The sequence below is a fragment of the Salinimicrobium terrae DSM 17865 genome (assembly GCF_000424665.1).
Classification (GTDB): Bacteria; Bacteroidota; Bacteroidia; order Flavobacteriales; family Flavobacteriaceae; genus Salinimicrobium; species Salinimicrobium terrae.
Map to the genome: position 1 here is coordinate 316,427 of NZ_KE384221.1, position 18,131 is coordinate 334,557.

The following is an 18,131-nucleotide window of genomic DNA, read 5'->3' on the forward strand; positions in this document are numbered from 1 at the left end:
AAAGGTATTTTATTTTATTCAGAACCTTTGAACTGAATAAAAGATTGTTAATTTGCAGTTAAAATTTAACTTTAATGAAAGTACTGGTGACGGGAGCAGCCGGGTTCCTTGGATCTCATGCTGCGGAAAGATTGCTCTCTGCAGGTATGGATGTTACGGGTATTGATAATTTTTCCGATTATTATAACGTGGCGCAGAAAAGATCCAATGCTGAAGCAGTTATTTTGAGAGGTGGCAGAATAGTAGAGATGGATCTTCGGGAGATAGAGCATTATCATAATCTGGACAGAGATTTCGATTTTATCGTGCATTTTGCCGCCCAACCGGGAATTTCAGGCAGTAGTAGCTTTGATGACTACTATTCGAATAATATTACAGCGACCAAGAATCTCATTCAATTTGCCTTAAGTAATCGCAATCTGAAACATTTCTTTTTCATATCCACGTCTTCGGTATATGGACTTGAAGCAACTTTCCCGGAAAATGCTGTTCCCAATCCTGCTTCTATTTACGGTGAAACCAAGCTGGCAGGAGAAAAACTTATTTTAGAACAGAGTCTTTCAGGAAAAATATCTTCTTCAGTACTTCGTTTGTTTTCGGTTTATGGTCCACGAGAGAGACCGGAAAAGCTTTATGCTCAATTGATCGCCTGCGGACTTACTAATATGCCGTTTAAGATCTTTGAGGGGAGTGAAATGCACTTAAGGAGTTTTACCTATGTTGGAGATATAGTGGAAGGAATTTATGAAGCCATCCTGAGATACGAAAACCTGGATGGAACTATAATTAATTTAGGGGCAGCCGGGGAGCATAAGACTATTGAGGGAATTAACATGGTTGAAGAATTACTTGGTCGCAAAATTCGCCTGGAGGTTGTCTCAAGAAGGGCCGGAGATCAATCCCGCACCTGTGCAAATATTGAAAAAGCCAGAAAGCTGCTGAATTATAATCCGGCTACAACTTTACGGGAGGGATTAATAAAGCAAATTGAGTGGTATCAGGAATTTTCAATTGAGAATAAGATTTTATCCGCGGAAAGCCTTTTTGTATGACATAAAATTTCAGCCATTACTGCTTATCTTAAGTTGAGGAGGATCAATTTCCTACCAGATATCTCATACTCAGCACTCAATTCTCAATACTGTTTCTCGCAAAGGGCGCAAAGGCTGGCGCAAAGGAGTCAAAACTTTTTTCCCGCTGATTTCGCAGAGTGGCGCAGAAAATTTTGTCATTCAGAGCGGAGCTTTTGCGGAGCGAAGAATCTTTTTGGGCACCAGAGAGATTCCTCCTTCATCGGAATGACAAAAGGAGATGCCAATTTTCTTGAGACCACAAAAATTTTCACCCAAAGTCCACGAGGTATTTAGCTGAAGCTCCCGGAGAGAATTTGTTTTGTAAGGATAGGAACCGGTAAAACAAAAGTTTCCCGCAGATTTCGCTGATTTTCGCAGAAAAAATTAAATACCAAAGGCCATCAATTTTTATCTTTAGATGTCTGATACTGAAATTAGATCTCTCGTCGCATTTTCTTTCTATCAAAAGAAATGCTCTGTCGAGATGACAGGAGAATCCCCAACGGCAACAGACAAAAGAAAAGCTAAAGCCAATAGCTAAAGGCTAATAGTTTGTATTCCAGAGATGTCCAGGTTCTAAAGCATTTCGTACTTCAATCTCACTCCTGCAGCATAATTGGGAACAGCCATATTGCTGTAATCAGCAGCGACGTGGAGATCGATCTGGAAATTTTCGTAGAGACTATTATACAGGCGGGTATGAAAGAGGAGGGAAAGTTTTTTTTCAGTTTCTCCTGAAGGGAAAAGAGATCTGCCATAGGTTCCCTCATTTTGCGCATAGGAAAGCAGGAAACGATAAGGGTAAATGTCAGTGGGAGTTAAAATATTACCACTGATGCCCAGATGATGCACAATAAACTTGTTGTTGATAATTTGATCAACTTCCTTATCATACAAGAAAAAAGGTGCGCCAATTACTTTTTCATGATATGTCCAGCCTGACCGATAGAGATAGCTGTTGAAGTACTGGTCATAAAGATGAGGTCCGGTCTGGCTCTGATCTTTGGTATAATAGAATTCATACATAAGAGCGGAAAGAAATCCTTCTTCTTCTCGACTCTTCCAAAAGATGCCGTACCTGCCATCGGGGAAGTTGGCCAGGCGACTTCCGGAACCATCTTCGAAGATGCTGTTGTAGATAAACTCCACCGATGAAAATTCAAATTGTTTTCTTACGTTTAACTCCCAGGAACCCAGGTGATTTCCCAAAGAATTTTGACGCTCTGTTTCTATAGCGGCTTCCCCTCCATGGCGGCCGGTAACGATCTTTAAGTAATCTGTCGGCCCGGCTGGCTGTTCTCCCCATTCAGGAGAAGTACCTCCCCATTGTGCAAAGTGGAGTAGCCCCGCTGTGATCTCCCAATCATTTGAAGGCTGAAGAACAAGATGAAGACTCTTTTGGTGTACTCTTGTCCATGGGATCAACCTATCTTCTTCCAATAGATATTCTGCCCATTCTGCTTCGAAACCGATGCCGGGAACTATCATTAAAGGATGAGCCGTGGCCACTTTTAGGCCAGGGAAGGGACGAGCATTTAAAGAATGAAGAATAGAGTTGTTGGTGCCACTTAATCCATTGTAGATCTCCGGCTGTTGTTTTGCACCTGCGGTAATTTTAAACCAGTTGTTTTTAAATTCTACATAAGCCTGGTCAACGGCTATTTCATTGTGCAATTGATCTCCCGAAAAAACTCCTGCTCCTATGCTTAGCGTACTTCCGTTGTAAAAGGAATATTCAGCAAGAAGGGAGGTGACCCCAAGAAGATTTGATTCTTTTCCAATTCGGCCCCGGTTGTTACTATGCATCCAGAAAGGCAGATTTTCTCCCGTACCTCCCATTAAATGCAATTGCACTTCTCCCGAAATCTGAAGTTCCTGGGCAGGGGCTTTCAGGCCAAAGAGAAGAGCCGGAAGAAGAGTCAGAACAGAAAGATGAAAGGAAATAATAATAGACTTAAAATATATAAAAAGCGGATCCTTCAGAAATAGAAAGACCCGCCATTAAACTTATAAATTATAATTTAAAAATCTCTGGGTTCGATCTCATAAACAAGATGCAGACCTGCTCCAAAGGCCGAACCGGCATCAGCGCCAAAATCGGCTCCTATTTCTACGTTGACTTTAAAAGCACGATCCATTACTGTGGCGGTGGCATAAGCATGAAGTACATTCTCGTTAGGATTGATCCAGTTGGTCCAGGAGCCTTCTCTATGGTCATAGCTCAGGAGTAATTTATAGGGCAGGTTATATGTCCCGAAAGGAAGCCTTCCGCCGGCACCAACATGAATGGTAGAAAATTTATTATTGGATATTCCCAAGCCATCTTCATTAGCGGTAAAGAAAGGGGCTCCAATTATTCTGTTTTGGTAGGTCCACCCTGAACGATAAATTCCATGGCTGAAATACTCAAGTCTGGAAATGGTGCCTTCCGGATTTCGCTGATTTCGGGTGGTGAAATATTCAAGAATGAAGGAATTGAAAAGACGTTCAGTGTCTACATCCTCATAATAAACGCCGTAACGACCATCGGGGAAATTTCCGAAGCCCATGCCCCAGGAATCTTCAAAGATGTGATTATAAATAAACTGAAGCCTGTAATTTGGAAATCTCTTTGAAACAAACAACTCATAGCTTCCCAGGTGATTTGCCAGAACATCCGCATTTGGATCCAGCCCGGATTCTCCTCCCTGTCCCGAGATCACCTCAAGATAATCACTGAAGGAAGAAGGACGTTTTTGAGATTCGTCGCCTGCCGGACTGCCGCCCCATTGCGCGAAGTGGTGGATACCTGCTTTTAGCTCCCATTGTTCGCTAAACCGGTATACAAGGCGCAAATTTTTGTGGTGGAGCATTGCCCCTTCCACATACCTGTCTTTTCCCATAAAGTATTCTTCCCAGGAAGCTTCAAAACCTAATCCCGTTGGTTCAGCAGTATTATCACTACCAGAGAAAAATACAGGACGATTAGTTCCAATTTCAATTCCCGGTAGAGGCCGGTGATTAAGGGACCACAGCATGTTCTCATTTGTTGCACTTAAACCATTGTACATGATTGGCTTGTGCTTTTGCCCTGCAGTGATCTGCAGCCATTTGTACTCGTAATGTGCATAAAGTTCATCAATGGCAAATTCATCATTTGTACCATCCAGATAAACTAATCCTACTCCGGCTTCAATAAAACTGTCAAGGTTCAGGTAAGTAAGGGCTTTTCCGGTAAACCATGTGGAAATATTGGAGTCAGGATTTACCCGGCCCACCTTGTTTTGATGCATCCAAAAAGGCAACTCATCCTCTGTGGAGGCCATGCCTTTAAAATTCACTACGGCTGAGTAGTCAATTCCTCTCTGGTAAGTTTCAGTGGTGTCAAGAATTTCTCCTTCGTATCCAAGATCTTTGTCTTTTTCTTCAATTTGTGCAAAACCTGTAGTGACAAAAAAGAGGAACAGGTAAAAGAACAGCTTGGGTGATCTCATCGAGTTGGTTTTAGATACTTCAAAATTACAGTTTAGAATTGGGAAGGTTATTGGAGAAACTAAGAAATATTTCTTAAAATAATGAAGTTTAAGTTATAGATGCTGATTTACAAATTATTGACTGAGGTATTTGTCGGTCTTTTTCAACTGCTCTCTTTTATTTTCTGTTATTTTGGTCACCGGCACTCGAACTGACGGCAATTCGGCACCCGGTCAGTTCGACTGAATTTGGCCTGTTCTCGATACAATTTTACATCTGCAACGCAGTTGTAAAATCACTCGAACTGACGGCCAAATTTGTATCGAGAACAAGGGGTAGTATGGCCTTCTTCTCGATACATTTTTTCCTTCGCTACCTCTCAGTAAAAACCACTCGAAGTGACGGCCATGGGAAAAACAACTTCTACCTTTGTACTTCTTACTTTAGTACCCCTCTGTTCTCGATAATATTTTACTTCGCTCTCGCTCTTGAAAATCACTCGAACTGACGGCTAGGGATTCTACTTTTTAAACTTCTTCTTTGCCAGATTCGGAAGGTCTTCAAATCTTCCTTCTATTGCTGCTTCCTTTTTAGCTCTGGACCAGCTTTTAATTTGTTTCTCCTGAAGGATGGCTATATTGATATCAGTAAATTCTGCATAAAAAACCAATTCTACAGGTAATCTCTTAGCTGTATAACTCTCCGGATATTTTGCAGATTGATGTTCTACAAGGCGCTTTTGAAGATTTGAAGTAATACCTGTGTAGTAGGTGTCATCAGTGCATTTGAGGATGTAGACGTAACTGAGTTTCATGTCTATTCGAGTAAAATTCCAAACCGTCAGTTCGAGTGATTCTGCAACTGGATAGTTGCAGAATTGTATTGAGAACCGGTTTTGAAATTTGTATCGAGATCTAAGGAATCAGAGACTCCTCTGTTCTCGATACAATTTCCCCTCGCTTCCGCTCTGGAAAATCACTCGAACTGACGGCTGATTCGGAGTGGTGGGTGGTAGAAGTGACGGCTATTCTTTCCCCGTCAGTTCGAGTGAATTTGGCCTGTTCTCGATACAATTTCACAACTTCAACGCAGTTGTAAAATCACTCGAACTGACGGCCAAATTTGTATCGAGAACAAGGGGAGAGTTCGACGTCTCTGTTCTCGATACACCGTTGCCCTCACTTCCGTTCGGTCACCGGCACTCGAACTGACGGCCAAATTCGTATCGAGAACAAGGGGTAGGATGGCCTTCTTCTCGATACATTTTTTCCTTCGCTACCGCTCAGCAAAAACCACTCGAAATGACGGCCTTGAAAAAACAACTCGAACTGACGGCGCTCCTACCTTTGTACTTCTATCTTTGTAACTCGAACTTCAGCTTACCAGAAAGCAGCTCTGTTCTTCAATCTTTTCCAGAATCCTCCCTGTTCCTCGCCGTAGGTGTAATAATAGCCATACTTGTTCCCATAACCGAATTGTGCGGCTTCTACGTTATTCAAGACAAAACTGACTTCGCTCAATTTACCGTCTCTTTTGGCAGAAGCTGCAAAATCGAGTAATTTTCTTTGGGTGTAGCCGGCACGGACTACGTAAAGTGTAAGATCTGCGTACTGGTTGATGAGGAAGGTGTCTGCCACCAGCATGGAAGGAGCCGTGTCTATGATCACATAGTCATACATGTTTTCCAGTTCTTTGAACATCTGCTTTGCCTTTTCCTGTCTAAGTAATTCAGAAGGATTTGGAGGAATGCTTCCTGAAGAAAGCAGGTCCAGATCGGGACTGATGTTTGATTTTTTTATAAGTTCTTTTAAATTAAGGCTATTGTTTACCAGATAATCACTTACCCCTAGCCAGGTCTTGCTTTCAGGAACATATCGCTGTAGTTGTGGATTTCTTAGATCTCCTCCTACTACAATAACTTTTTTGCCTGTATTAGCAAGGGTTGTGGCCAGGTTAAATGCTGTAAAAGTTTTTCCTTCCCCTTTAATAGTGGAAGTTACAATGATGCTGATCCCATTAGCTTTGCCTACGGAATTCACCAGCAGGTACTGCAGGTTTGTATGGAGAATCCTGAAGGATTCTGCCAGCACAGAACGATCGTTCTTTTCGATAAGATCGTTCATTCCTTTTCCGATCTTCGGGATTTCTCCAACTACCGGTATGTCATTTACCAGACTTTCCAGATCTTTCCTGCTACTGATCTTGTTGTTCAGTAGATTTTTGCTGTAGATAAAGGCAAAGGGGATTCCCAGCCCTAAAAGAAGTGCAGTAAGATAAGTGCTGCGGGGATTTGGAGAAATAGGAACAGCAGAACTGAAAGCACTGTCAACAATCTTTGCCTTTGGGGCCGTGACTGCCAGCGAAAGGGAATTTTCTTCCCTCTTTTGAAGCAGAAACAAGTAAAGGGTTTCCTTGATCTGTTGCTGACGTTCAATACCTCTGAATTGTTTTTCCTGTGAGGGAACTGCCGCGATCTGTGAACCTATGGCAGCGGCTTCCCTGTTAAGATTTGATTCAGCTATTTCCAGGTTGGCCTCCAGGCGATTCAAACTTTGCAGGACGTTTGCCCTTAGTTCCTCCAATTGCCGGTTCAGTTTCACCACCACCGGGTTCCTTTCGGTCGACCCGCTAAGGACGCGATTCCGTTCCAGGACGAGTTCGTTGTATGCTGCAATAGAAGTATTAACAGCTGTTTCTTCGATACCCAAATTGGCCGGCAAAAGATCCTCAATACTACTGGAGCGTAAATATGCTGTCATAGCATTTACCAGTTCGATCTGCGTATCCAGTTCCTGTTGACGTCTCTTGAAGTCGCTGGCGCTGGTCATAAAAAGCTGAGATTCTGCCTCTATGCTGGTAAGCCGGTTATCTTCTTTAAATTCTACCTTTCCGGTCTCCACCGAATCCAGTTCTTCATTGATGATAGCCAGCCGTTCATCAATAAATTCGGCAGTGTTCATTGCCACCAGGTTCTTGTCTTCAATGGCTTCTCGATTGTATTCCAGTACCAGTTGGTCAAGTATATCTTCAGCTTTAGGACGTACAGCGTCATTCAGAGCAAGTTCAATCAGACTGGAGTTAGCTTCTTTAATTCGTACAGCCAATTCATTTCTGTATGCACTGGCCACTCTTTCGGTGGGAACAAGATTTACCAGGATCGGCCGGTCTTCCTGAAGACTTCCTTCAGCAGCAAACCTATTTCTTACAACCAGAATTTTTCCGAAGCCAAGATCCACAGGGGCTCCGAATTCCGTTTTAAAGGTCTTACCGTCGGCAAGCCTCATCACCTGAAGTTCATTGTTTCCGAGATAAGAAATGCGTAATCCCGCACCCGACTGTTGTACGCTCTCCTGCAGGCTCAAGGGCTTAACAAGGAACGGGGTATTTTGATAAAGTTCAGGATTTCTAAGCCGCTCCTCATCATAATAAACGATATTGATATTCAGCGCTTTTACCACTTCTTCCATTAGACGACGGGAGCGTAGGATGCCAATCTCATTCTGGATACTGTTGCTGTTCATCCCGTTAAGCAGACCTAATTCCGCGAAAGCAGCCATTTCTGAATTCTGGCTGTTCTTGCCATCTTTAATGATAATAGTCGCGGTTGTAGCATAGACCGGGGTGGTGCTGCGAAGTTTCAGGTAGGCCAGCCCGAGTGCTAAAATGACGCACAGGAGGAACCACGGCCAGTAGCGCAGGTATTTCTCCAGTTCTTCTCTTATGTTAATTTCGCCGGCAGGATTAGCTCTTACAGGCTTATTTTGATTCTGTGCCATATTATTTTGTAAACAGGAATATTAGTGAAAGTGCTACAGAAGCTATAGACAAATAGCTTGCCGTAGTTCCAAGCCAGCCGGTAGTTTGGATCTTCGAACCAATGGGTTCTACGTATACCACGTCATTTTGCTTTAGATAATAAAAAGGAGAATTAATGACTGCTGCATCGGTTAGATCAAGGTACGCATGAGTTCTGGTTCCGTTTTCCTCCCGGACTACAAGGACATTAGATCGTTTTCCGGAAAGAGTAATGTCCCCGGCAAGGCCCAAAGCCTGAGGTAAACTGATATCATCGTTCTCTATGTGAAATGTTCCGGGACCGGCCACTTCTCCAAGAATACTGATTTGGAAATTCTCCACCCTTACGGTTACTACAGGATCCTGCAAATAGGAGGTAAGCTGATCTTTAAGTTTTTTTTCCAGCTCCTTGCCGGTCATTCCGGTTACCTCCATTTCTCCAAGTGTCGGAAAGTCTATATCACCGTCCTCACCTACCAGATACGTAAGAGGCTCCTGATTACTTCCTCCGCCTGAACCCTGTCCAATTCCCGGCATGGGTCTAAAGTTATTAAAGGGTTGAGCGGCCTGTAATTCAGGTGCCGAAACTATAATGCTTAGCAGATCTCCCGGCTGGATTTTCACATTCCTCTCTGTTTCCAACTGTTCAATATTTTCAATCCCCTGGAAGTAGGCGATCTTTTTTCGGGATACACAGGAAGTACTGATTAGGAGGGCCAATGCTCCAATAAAAAACGTATAGGGTAAAGGAAATTTCATGCAGTTTTTTAATAAGAGGGCGAAGATAATTGTTTAAGAAACAATTAACAATTAAAGAGTTAACAATTAACAGGGAACAATCACGCAATTAACAATGATCATTTTCTAGTGGTCAGTGGTCAGTATGACCGGGATAATCTGTGAAAACGATTAATCCTTATTCCTTAGATTTTAACCATTCATTTTGAGTCCATGCTGAATTCAGATCGACGGATGGTTTGTCTGGCGGTTTTACTACTCAACTTCTTTAGCCTCATAAAAAGTAGGAAACTGGAAGAATAAAGAAGGACCACCAGGAAGAATAACCAGGCCTGGGGGAGCTTATTTGCAAAGTAAAAGAAGGTCCATATCACGATCAAGTTAAGGAGGCCTATGCCAAGGCTGGCTTTCCAGTGGGGCAGGCCAAGATCGAGCAGCACATGATGCATATGGTTGCGGTCTGCCGTGAACATTGAAGTACCACCCATCTTCCGGAGGATCATCACCCGCAGGGTATCAAATGCAGGAATAAACAGGAGACAGGCCAGAAACAACAGGCGGTTTCCCGGATCATAACCTGCATCAAGTATTTCAGTATGAGGTTCCATTACCAGGAATTTCAGACTTAAAAAAGCAAGCATCAGACCTATTACCAGGCTGCCGGAATCTCCCATGAAGATCTTGTTTGCCCCCCTGGAGAAATTATATCTTAAAAACGCTGCAAGGATCCCGGCTATACTTATGCTGATCAATACATAGTAAGGTTGGAAAGAGAGATAGAAGATATAAGCATATACGGAGCTGATCACAATACCTACTATGGCGGCGAGGCCATCGATACCATCAATAAGGTTAAAGGCATTTATTAAAGCTACTACCAGAAAAGTTTTAATAACATATCCTGCCCACAAGGGGATCTCATAAATACCTAAAAAGCCGTGGAGTGTATTTTGGGCCATTTCGGGCGAAAATATGAGGAACATTGCAGCCACCGCCTGTCCAAATAACTTTACCCGGGCTGTGGAAATCACCAGATCATCTTTAAGACCCACCATGAAGAGAATGGTGATCGCTGCGATCAGGTGGTTTCCAATATACGTGAGCCTCATACTCTGCAGGATGGACAGTACCATGATAATGGAGATGTAAAAAGCTACCCCTCCAAAAGAAGGCACAGCACTGGCATGAGAGCTGCGGTCGTTTACATGTGCCATTAGGTTCTTCTCTTTAGTCACCCACAGCACTTTAGGGATAAGGTAATAGGTGAGCCCAAAGGTTCCCAGGAATACACAGGTCACGAACCACATATAATTGTCGCGAAAAAATTCCAGAATTACTTCTTGATCGAGAATGTTCATAATTGTTGGAGGTTAGTAGGTCGGGTAGGGGACGACCTGAAGAATGTATAATGTATGTTGTTTTTTCTTGGTTGAGCCATTAGCCTTTAGCTATTAGCCTTTGGTTTCTTCTAGCTCCAGCCAACAGCTAACGGCCAATAGCCAATAGCTATTTTTTCACAAACTGCGAGATCTTACTAAGGTTCTTCATTGCCAGCACTCTTGCCGGGTTTGGGATCTTGTTTTTTGAAAGGGCTCTATAATCCTCTGCGGATTTTTGAACAATATTTTTGATGCTGCGGTTACTGGCACCACCGACTCTCATTTTGGTGATCACCTTTGGCAGGTACGAGAATTTGAGATCAGGATCTTGTAAGATTCTCAGCATAAAATCATAATCCGCGGCAATAGAATAATTTAAGTCAAAACAGCCGTGTTTTTCATACACTTCTTTTTTAAGAAATAGGCTGGGATGGGCAGGCATCCAACCCCGGGTTAACAGGGAAGCTGTAAAGTCTTCACTTTTCCAGTAGCGGATAACTTGTGAAGTATTTTCTTTGCTTACATATTGCAAATCTCCATAAACACCGTCAGCTCCCGTTTCTTCAAAAGCTTTAGCTAATTCAGGAAGCACATCTGCTGAAGCCAAGAGATCATCTGAATGAACAAAGCCAATGATGTCTCCGGTGGCATGGTAAATACCTTTGTTCAAAGCATCATAAATTCCCCGGTCTTTTTCGGAAATAATTTTAAGCTCTCCCGAAAATGCCTTTTTTGACACCTCTATGGTGTTGTCCTTTGATTTGCCGTCGATTAAAAGCACTTCCACGTTCTTGTAATTTTGTTCAGCAATGGATTGCAGGGCAGAACCTATACTTGCTTCAGAGTTGTAGGTTGCGGTTATTATTGAAATTTTCATTTTTATTTAATCTTAGTGCCCGTCAGTTCGAGTGATCCCGGCCTGTTCTCGATACACTTTCCACAACTGCTTTGCAGTTGTGAAAGCACTCGAACTGACGGTCGGGATCGTATCGAGAACAAGGGCTGGATATTAAAAACTACTGTTCTGATAACTCGTGAAAATTTATTGTTTAGAAAAGGTGCTAGCCGACGTGGCAATCTGCCCCCTCGTCATTTACTCTATTTCTTGCTGCCATTTAGCCGCCAATTCACGAATGCCGTCAATTCGAGTGTTTTCTTTATTTGCTGTGCAAATGAGGAAAATGTATCGAGAATAGGCAGTTTTACTAATTCTTTGTCTTTTATTGAAAAAAAATGGTCTTGGAATTTGGTGCTTGTGATTTGATTTTCACTTCACAGCCGGCGTGGCAATCCCATCTCCAATCACCCGCTCTCTCACTTCAACTGCAGGATTTCCCTGGTAGATCTTGTAAGGCTCCAGATCTTTCGTTGCCACAGAGTTCACTGCCAGTATACTGTGAGATCTGCAAATCACTCCCGGACAAACCACACTTTGCGCTCCGATCCATACCCCGTCCTCCAAAACAATATCCTTCACGATCAAATCAAAAGTTGGCTCTTTGTAGTTGTGATTCCCGCAAAGCAGCATGGCTCCCTGAGAAATGCATACATTGTTGCCTATGCTTACCTGCCCCAGGTTGTCGATCCACACCTTTTCTCCTATCCAACTGTGGTTACCGATCTCAAGCTTGCAGGGATATTTGATATTTACGCCTGGCTTTATAACAACACCTTCACCAATCTTAGCCCCAAATAATCTCAATAGCTTCACCTTAATTCCCGAAACCGGGTTGAGTGGATTCAGAAAAAACAGCACATTAATGAAATACCAAAAAGATGTTTTCAATTTACTCCCGGGTTGGTACCAGCTGTTGTCGTATTTAGAAAGATCTGTTTTCATTAAGTTATAATTCTTCGAATTGATTTTGGCCTGTTCTCGATACACTGTCCCACCTGCTCTGCAGTTGTGCCAGCACTCGAACTGAAGGCCAAATGCTTCCAAATTGAGCATTCCACTTTCTGCTCCCGATTGCCAAAACCGTCAGTTCGAGTGAATACGGAACCGCAGGAGCGGTGAAGTATTTGTATCGAGAACAGGTTTTGGACCACTGAGGACCAGGATAATATTGGGTACAGAGGAGTAGGAGCAAAAATTTTCAGTGGCCACCGAGTAAATTTAAATTAAGCTAAAACCTTCTCCTCCTTCAGCAACTCGTCAAAATAAGCAATTGTTTTTACCAATCCTTCTTCTAATTTCACCTTCGGCTCCCAACCATTTAATTCCTTCTTCGCCAGGTCAATCAATGGTTTCCTTTGAGTAGGATCATCTTTTGGCAACTCTAAATGAATAATTTTAGATGATGATCCAGTGAGTTCAATAATCTTATCAGCTAGTTCAAGCATAGTAAACTCTCCCGGATTTCCTAGGTTAACCGGCCCCAGAAAACCATCCCTGCTGTTCATCATTCTTATCATCCCTTCCACCAGATCATCCACATATTGGAAACTGCGGGTTTGAGTTCCATTTCCAAAGATGGTAATATCTTCTCCTCTTAAGGCCTGAACAATAAAATTGGAAACCACCCTTCCATCTTCGGGATTCATATTGGGTCCATAGGTATTAAAGATCCTGATGATCTTGACTTTTACTCGATTTTGGTGATGATAATCCATAAACAATGTTTCGGCGGCTCTTTTTCCTTCATCATAACATGAACGAGTTCCGATAGGATTTACATTTCCCCAGTAGCTCTCCGGTTGTGGATGCACCTTAGGATCTCCGTAGACTTCACTGGTGCTGGCCTGCAGTATCTTTGCATTAACTCTTTTTGCAAGTCCAAGGGAATTTATCGCTCCCATCACTGAAGTTTTCATCGTTTTAATGGGGTTGTACTGGTAGTGAACGGGGGAAGCCGGGCAGGCGAGGTTATAGATTTCGTCTACCTCTGCGTAATAAGGTTCTGTAATGTCGTGCCTTACCAATTCAAAAAAATGGTTTTCCAATAAATGAACTATATTTTTTTTATTTCCTGTAAAGTAATTATCCAGGCAAATAACCTCATTGCCTTCTTCTATGAGCCTTGTACAAAGGTGAGATCCTACAAATCCGGCTCCACCGGTTACTAAAATTCTTTTCATTATTTATTTTTAATATTTCTGATTTTCTTTTCCCAATTCCACGCCTTCAAAATTGATTTGTCTAAAGATGTTTTTGATTTCCAGCCAAGAATTTTTTCCGCTTTAGAAGTATTCGCAAAAGCTGTAACTACGTCCCCGTACCTTCTCGGTCCAACTTTATATGTTAAAGACATAGCTGACATCTTTTCAAAACTCTGGATAACTTCCTTTACGCTACTACCTTTTCCTGTCCCAAGATTGAAGACTTCGTAATTTTCCTTGTTTTCTCCGTTGATTAGTCGTTTTAAAGCCAACACATGTGCTTTTGCCAAATCAACCACATCTATATAATCTCTTATGCAGGTTCCATCGGGTGTAGGATAATCATCTCCGTGAACGGTTAAGGAATTGTGAAGTCCTGCAGCTGTTTGTGTTATGAACGGCACCAGGTTTTGTGGTTTACCTTGAGGTAATTCTCCAATATTATTAGATGGATGTGCCCCAATGGGATTAAAATACCTTAAGGATATTACGTTTAAAAAATTATTACTCTTACAGGTATCTTTAAGAATTTCTTCTCCTATTTGTTTTGTATTACCATAAGGAGAAGCTGCAGACTTTACTTCTGCGTCCTCTGTTATGGGACTAATAGAGGTATCACCATAAACTGTACACGAGGAACTGAAAATAAAATGTATTGGACGTTGTAATGAATGTAATTCCTGTAAAATATAGACCAACGGCGAAAGATTATTTTCATAGTACTTTAAAGGGTTCTGTACACTTTCACCAACAGCTTTATGTGCAGCAAAATGAATGACACTTTCAATGTTGGTGTACTTGTTGAATAATTCTGAAACAGAATTTTTACATTTAAGATCTATTTTTTCAAAAATTGGATACTGCCCCGTGATATGTTCTATTCCATTGAGAACTTCCATAGAAGAATTAGATAAATCGTCTGCAATTACTACTTCATAGTTGCTGTTTAATAATTCAACTACAGTATGAGAACCAATAAAACCGGCACCACCGGTAACTAATATTCTTTTCATTTGTTTTTATTCTGTAGGCTCCAAGCGTTAGGCTATGGGCTTTATGTAAAGTTTAATTGAAATTTCAATGATTATTACTCGTCTTAACAGGTGCTTTTACAACTTGAATTTTGCCGAATTATTTAGCTTTTAGCTTAAAGCCTACAACCTATAGCATTTTAGACAAACAACTCTCTGCTCGCGTCCACAGCTTTTGGATCGTTGCAATAGGCTTTTGCGAAATCAAAAGCATTTTTGGACCATACGTCATATTCAGATTGATCCATGCATGCTGCTTGTTCTATTGCTTTTATAAAATCCTCTTCTTCCTTTAAAGGAATATCGAATCCTGTTTTTTTAGATTTAAGATCTGCCCACGGAGTCTGATCTGAAATGATTACCGGACACGCATTTTGCCAGGATTCCATGATCACGTGCCCAAAGTTTTCGTGAAAGGTAGGCAGCAACATAAAATGCTCATCTTTTAAAATCTCTTTTAATTGATGGTTAGGTACCGCACCTAAGTAATTTACTGAAATATGTTTAGGCAGACTTTTAATAATCTCCTCACAATCCTTCCAGTAATCAGCTTCTTCTACAGGACCAATGATGCTGAAAGTAATTTGAAACTGCTCATTTATACCGGACAAAAACTGAAGGGCCGCTTTCAGGTTCTTCTTTTTACTGATTCGGGAGAGGAAGAACAGTTTTAGCTTCCCTTGTTCTTTATTTTTCTTCGGAAATGATCCCGGCATTACTGCAGAAAGATTGGTAGCAACCTTTACTTTTGCCTCATTCCCAAAATGTTTTTTTATCTCTGCAGCCTCTGAAGCCGCTGTTGCATGAAAGTTGATCCTGCCGCTAACCCCGGAAATACGAAAAAGTTTTAAAAACAGTTTCTTCTTTAAGGGCTTTATCTGTAAAGCACCTTGCCCCAACATTCCCCGGGGTGCTAAAATGATTTTAGTAGTAATTCTTCTTAAAACCAATAATGGCTTTAAAGTGAAATTAACCGAAAATAGAGAGTTAAAGTAAACAGCATCATAGGCTTTTGATGCCAGTATTTCCCTGTAACGCTTTAAAGATTGATTTTCCTCATCGAGATATATCACACGATAATTTTCTTTTTGCAGCCACTGGTTACTCGGAATATCGGGATACGCAGAATCTTCTCCCAGGTCTTTATTTGAGGTTACCACATCAAAGGCAATCTCATCTCCCAAATGGCTGATCAAATTGACTACCGACTGGATAGGACCACCGGCTTTGTACCCAGGCAAAAACCAATCAATAAAAATGAGAATCTTTTTTCCTGTGCTTTTTTTCAATTTGTAACTACAGAATTTAAGGTTGCAGACCAGGTATTTAAGCTGATCCTTTCTGCCAATTTTTTGCTGTTTCGGGACATTTGCAGGTACTTCTCTTCCGGTAAGGTTTGAATTTCCAAAAGTGTTTTTTTGAGTGCTTCCTTATCTGTAGCCCCATAAATAAACCCATTATGCCCGTGGATCACAAATTCTGATGCGGCCCCTGTTTGCTGTGTTGTTATTACCGGCAGCCCGGCCAAAACCGCTTCATGAACCACCACGCCCCAGGCTTCGTATAAACTGGGAAGAATAAGGAAACCGGCATTTTCCAGCAACCCGGGCAAAGCTTCAGGCGCTACAAATGCATTGTGTTTTATATTGTCATGCTTTGGGATTTCCCCGGCCAAAGGCCCGTTTCCAATAATATGTACAGTTAACGCCAATTTATTCTCTCTAATAAGCTCATTAATCACATCAAAAAGGATCTTTAAACCCTTATGTTCCACAAGCCGCCCTACAAAGGTTATTTGCTTAGTATAGCCAGACTGGGAAATCCCCTTAAAAAGCCGGTCATCTGCACAATAAAGCCCCCGTAAAATGTTTTCTGAAGAAAAACCCAGCTTGCTTGCAAATACATGCTGAGGAAAACCAGGAATCCAAATATGCGTAAAATATTTTTTGACCAATATGGGACTCATTACCCCAGCAATTCGCTGTTTAAGATTACCCAGCCATTGATTGTCCATTCCCGTAATAACAGGCAATCCTTCTTTTTCAAAATGCAGCGCTGTTTCTAAATAGCGCTTATCTGCCCAACCGGCCACATATAAAAGGTCTGGCTGAAAAGCTATGGCTGTAGCTGTTAATTCCTGTGCACTAAGTCCATCACCATCCAGTATTTCTATTCCCTTTTCTGGATTTATTTGAAAAGGAGCTTCCGGGCTTGGATTTTTTCTTATTACCAGGTATTCATTTCCTGCTTGTTGATGGTCAACCTGCATACAAGCCATCCAGTAACCTGTAAGACGGGAATATAAAACTAATATCTTCATTCCTCTATTACCTCCTCGGGGTCATTTACAGGATGTGATTGTATTGCCCAATAAAGCATAAACATTGGGGTGAATGCATTCATTGAAGCCGCCATCCAGGACTCGGTGATTCCTGCAAATAGTGTCAAAACTAAAAATGCAGCCGCCAAATTTCTCTGATTCGAGAGGTTAAAAACTTTATAAATAAAGAAGAAAAAAGCAACTAAACCTATTATACCAACATCCATCAACAAACTTAAATATGAATTCCAAATTCCCGCCCAGTGCCTTGCTACTACACCAGATAGATTTTGGTCTACATATTCTTCAATGAAATATTGATCATACAGCATTCCCTGTCCAAACCAGGGGTTGAGCTTGATTTCCTCCCAGGCTATCTTCCATACTTCAGTCCGCCCACTTCCGGTTATTAAACTTTCGACCCTCAGTTCCTGCGAAAGTCCTAATGATTGAATTATAGCAACAGGATCAATAGACAAACTTATGTAGTATAGAGTGCCCAATGTTAGTAGGGAAACAGCTAGTAAAAGTTTATTCTGGAATAATCTGAAGGTAATTTCATATAAAATAAGACCAAACAATGCGGTTCGTGAGCCGGTGAAAATAATAATGGCAACTAAAATAATTTTAAGAAGAAGAAATCCACGGCGGCTAAAATCTGTTTCATTTCTACTCTTTAATAGATCGATAATACCATAGCTAAATGCGGCTATGAGACCCAGTTCATTTGGGTTACCCATGACACCTCTAAATCTCCCAACCAAATACATTTCGGGACCTCCAAAGATGAGCAAAGAGTTTAAACCGAAAACCAGAATTAAAAAACCCAGGATAATTTGTGAGGTGCTAGCCGGAAAATTGAAGTATGACTTTTCATAAAGTGTAAAAATTACTATGGCAATTAGCCAGTATGCCAAACCCCTAAGCACAGCATCAAATCCCAGTGGCGAAAATATCAAGCTTATAAATGTGGCATAAATGGCAAAGGGAAGAATATAGTTACCTGGATTCTTAGGGATACCTTTGTTGTAAAATAAATATAAAAGCGCTCCTCCTAAAGCCAGGAAACGAAAATTTTGAGCAAAACTTAAACTGGGAGATAAATTAGACGCCAATATAAATGTAGCTAATAATAAAAGTAGTAGAAACTGAGGTATATCATCAGAACGTGAGCTAAAAAGATAGATTAATAAAGCGCCGCCGGCGACTACAAAATTTGTAAAAATTCCCAAAAGAATTATAA

14 protein-coding genes are annotated in these 18,131 nt (G+C 41.5%); 1 reads left to right on the forward strand and 13 read right to left on the reverse strand.

Annotated features, from left to right (window positions below; translation table 11 throughout):
* The first annotated feature begins 74 nt into the window (after positions 1–74).
* On the forward strand, positions 75–1,052 hold the full coding sequence (locus H148_RS17950) for an NAD-dependent epimerase/dehydratase family protein (RefSeq protein ID WP_051286470.1): 978 nt from the start codon (positions 75–77) through the stop codon (positions 1,050–1,052).
* Positions 1,053–1,649: 597 nt separating this feature from the next.
* On the opposite strand, the gene H148_RS0113715 is transcribed toward H148_RS17950, so the two are convergent.
* The 13 genes from H148_RS0113715 to H148_RS0113780 form a co-directional block, all read right to left on the reverse strand.
* Complete coding sequence (locus H148_RS0113715) at positions 1,650–2,912, reverse strand: capsule assembly Wzi family protein (RefSeq protein WP_029035311.1); 1,263 nt, start codon at positions 2,910–2,912, stop codon at positions 1,650–1,652.
* A 182-nt stretch (positions 2,913–3,094) separates the two neighbouring features.
* Entirely contained in the window at positions 3,095–4,546 is a 1,452-nt protein-coding gene (locus tag H148_RS0113725; protein ID WP_051286472.1) for a capsule assembly Wzi family protein, read from the reverse strand.
* 500 nt (positions 4,547–5,046) lie between these two features.
* A complete protein-coding gene (locus tag H148_RS0113730) occupies positions 5,047–5,340 on the reverse strand; it encodes a GIY-YIG nuclease family protein (protein ID WP_029035313.1) in 294 nt (97 codons plus the stop codon).
* Positions 5,341–5,905: 565 nt separating this feature from the next.
* Positions 5,906–8,302 (reverse strand): GumC family protein, encoded by a 2,397-nt coding sequence (locus H148_RS17955; protein WP_037325248.1) that lies wholly within the window; start codon positions 8,300–8,302, stop codon positions 5,906–5,908.
* A 1-nt stretch (position 8,303) separates the two neighbouring features.
* Positions 8,304–9,080, reverse strand: a complete 777-nt coding sequence (locus H148_RS0113740) for a polysaccharide biosynthesis/export family protein (protein WP_029035314.1) — start codon at positions 9,078–9,080, stop codon at positions 8,304–8,306.
* 179 nt (positions 9,081–9,259) lie between these two features.
* Positions 9,260–10,417, reverse strand: a complete 1,158-nt coding sequence (locus tag H148_RS17960; RefSeq protein ID WP_083961675.1) for an MraY family glycosyltransferase — start codon at positions 10,415–10,417, stop codon at positions 9,260–9,262.
* 148 nt (positions 10,418–10,565) lie between these two features.
* Positions 10,566–11,315, reverse strand: coding sequence for a glycosyltransferase family 2 protein (locus H148_RS0113750; protein WP_029035315.1), 750 nt, complete (start codon positions 11,313–11,315; stop codon positions 10,566–10,568).
* Positions 11,316–11,705: 390 nt separating this feature from the next.
* Complete coding sequence (locus H148_RS0113755; protein ID WP_029035316.1) at positions 11,706–12,278, reverse strand: WcaF family extracellular polysaccharide biosynthesis acetyltransferase; 573 nt, start codon at positions 12,276–12,278, stop codon at positions 11,706–11,708.
* A 281-nt stretch (positions 12,279–12,559) separates the two neighbouring features.
* Positions 12,560–13,516 carry a UDP-glucuronic acid decarboxylase family protein gene (locus tag H148_RS0113760; RefSeq protein WP_029035317.1) on the reverse strand — a complete coding sequence of 319 codons (957 nt, stop codon included), beginning with the start codon at positions 13,514–13,516 and terminating at the stop codon, positions 12,560–12,562.
* The gene (galE, locus tag H148_RS0113765; RefSeq protein ID WP_029035318.1) at positions 13,516–14,550 is read right to left on the reverse strand and encodes a UDP-glucose 4-epimerase GalE; all 1,035 of its coding nucleotides are present in this window, start codon (positions 14,548–14,550) and stop codon (positions 13,516–13,518) included. Before galE ends, H148_RS0113760 begins: the two co-directional genes overlap by 1 nt.
* Positions 14,551–14,708: 158 nt before the next feature.
* Positions 14,709–15,857: a glycosyltransferase family 4 protein gene (locus H148_RS0113770; protein ID WP_029035319.1), complete on the reverse strand. Its 1,149-nt coding sequence runs from the start codon at positions 15,855–15,857 to the stop codon at positions 14,709–14,711.
* The gene (locus H148_RS0113775) at positions 15,854–16,888 is read right to left on the reverse strand and encodes a glycosyltransferase (protein ID WP_083961677.1); all 1,035 of its coding nucleotides are present in this window, start codon (positions 16,886–16,888) and stop codon (positions 15,854–15,856) included. Before H148_RS0113775 ends, H148_RS0113770 begins: the two co-directional genes overlap by 4 nt.
* Positions 16,885–18,003 (reverse strand): O-antigen ligase family protein, encoded by a 1,119-nt coding sequence (locus H148_RS0113780; RefSeq protein WP_029035321.1) that lies wholly within the window; start codon positions 18,001–18,003, stop codon positions 16,885–16,887. The genes H148_RS0113775 and H148_RS0113780 overlap by 4 nt, the downstream gene beginning before the upstream one ends.
* Between the last annotated feature and the right edge of the window lie 128 nt (positions 18,004–18,131).

What these genes read in the sequence shown, in the direction of transcription:
- H148_RS17950 (WP_051286470.1), top strand. Translation starts at nt 75, where the DNA reads ATGAAAGTACTGGTGACGGGAGCAGCCGGGTTCCTTGGATCTCATGCT.
- H148_RS0113715 (WP_029035311.1), bottom strand. Translation starts at nt 2,912, where the DNA reads ATGGGAGGTACGGGAGAAAATCTGCCTTTCTGGATGCATAGTAACAAC.
- H148_RS0113725 (WP_051286472.1), bottom strand. Translation starts at nt 4,546, where the DNA reads ATGAGATCACCCAAGCTGTTCTTTTACCTGTTCCTCTTTTTTGTCACT.
- H148_RS0113730 (WP_029035313.1), bottom strand. Translation starts at nt 5,340, where the DNA reads ATGAAACTCAGTTACGTCTACATCCTCAAATGCACTGATGACACCTAC.
- H148_RS17955 (WP_037325248.1), bottom strand. Translation starts at nt 8,302, where the DNA reads ATGGCACAGAATCAAAATAAGCCTGTAAGAGCTAATCCTGCCGGCGAA.
- H148_RS0113740 (WP_029035314.1), bottom strand. Translation starts at nt 9,080, where the DNA reads ATGAAATTTCCTTTACCCTATACGTTTTTTATTGGAGCATTGGCCCTC.
- H148_RS17960 (WP_083961675.1), bottom strand. Translation starts at nt 10,417, where the DNA reads ATGAACATTCTCGATCAAGAAGTAATTCTGGAATTTTTTCGCGACAAT.
- H148_RS0113750 (WP_029035315.1), bottom strand. Translation starts at nt 11,315, where the DNA reads ATGAAAATTTCAATAATAACCGCAACCTACAACTCTGAAGCAAGTATA.
- H148_RS0113755 (WP_029035316.1), bottom strand. Translation starts at nt 12,278, where the DNA reads ATGAAAACAGATCTTTCTAAATACGACAACAGCTGGTACCAACCCGGG.
- H148_RS0113760 (WP_029035317.1), bottom strand. Translation starts at nt 13,516, where the DNA reads ATGAAAAGAATTTTAGTAACCGGTGGAGCCGGATTTGTAGGATCTCAC.
- galE (WP_029035318.1), bottom strand. Translation starts at nt 14,550, where the DNA reads ATGAAAAGAATATTAGTTACCGGTGGTGCCGGTTTTATTGGTTCTCAT.
- H148_RS0113775 (WP_083961677.1), bottom strand. Translation starts at nt 16,888, where the DNA reads ATGAAGATATTAGTTTTATATTCCCGTCTTACAGGTTACTGGATGGCT.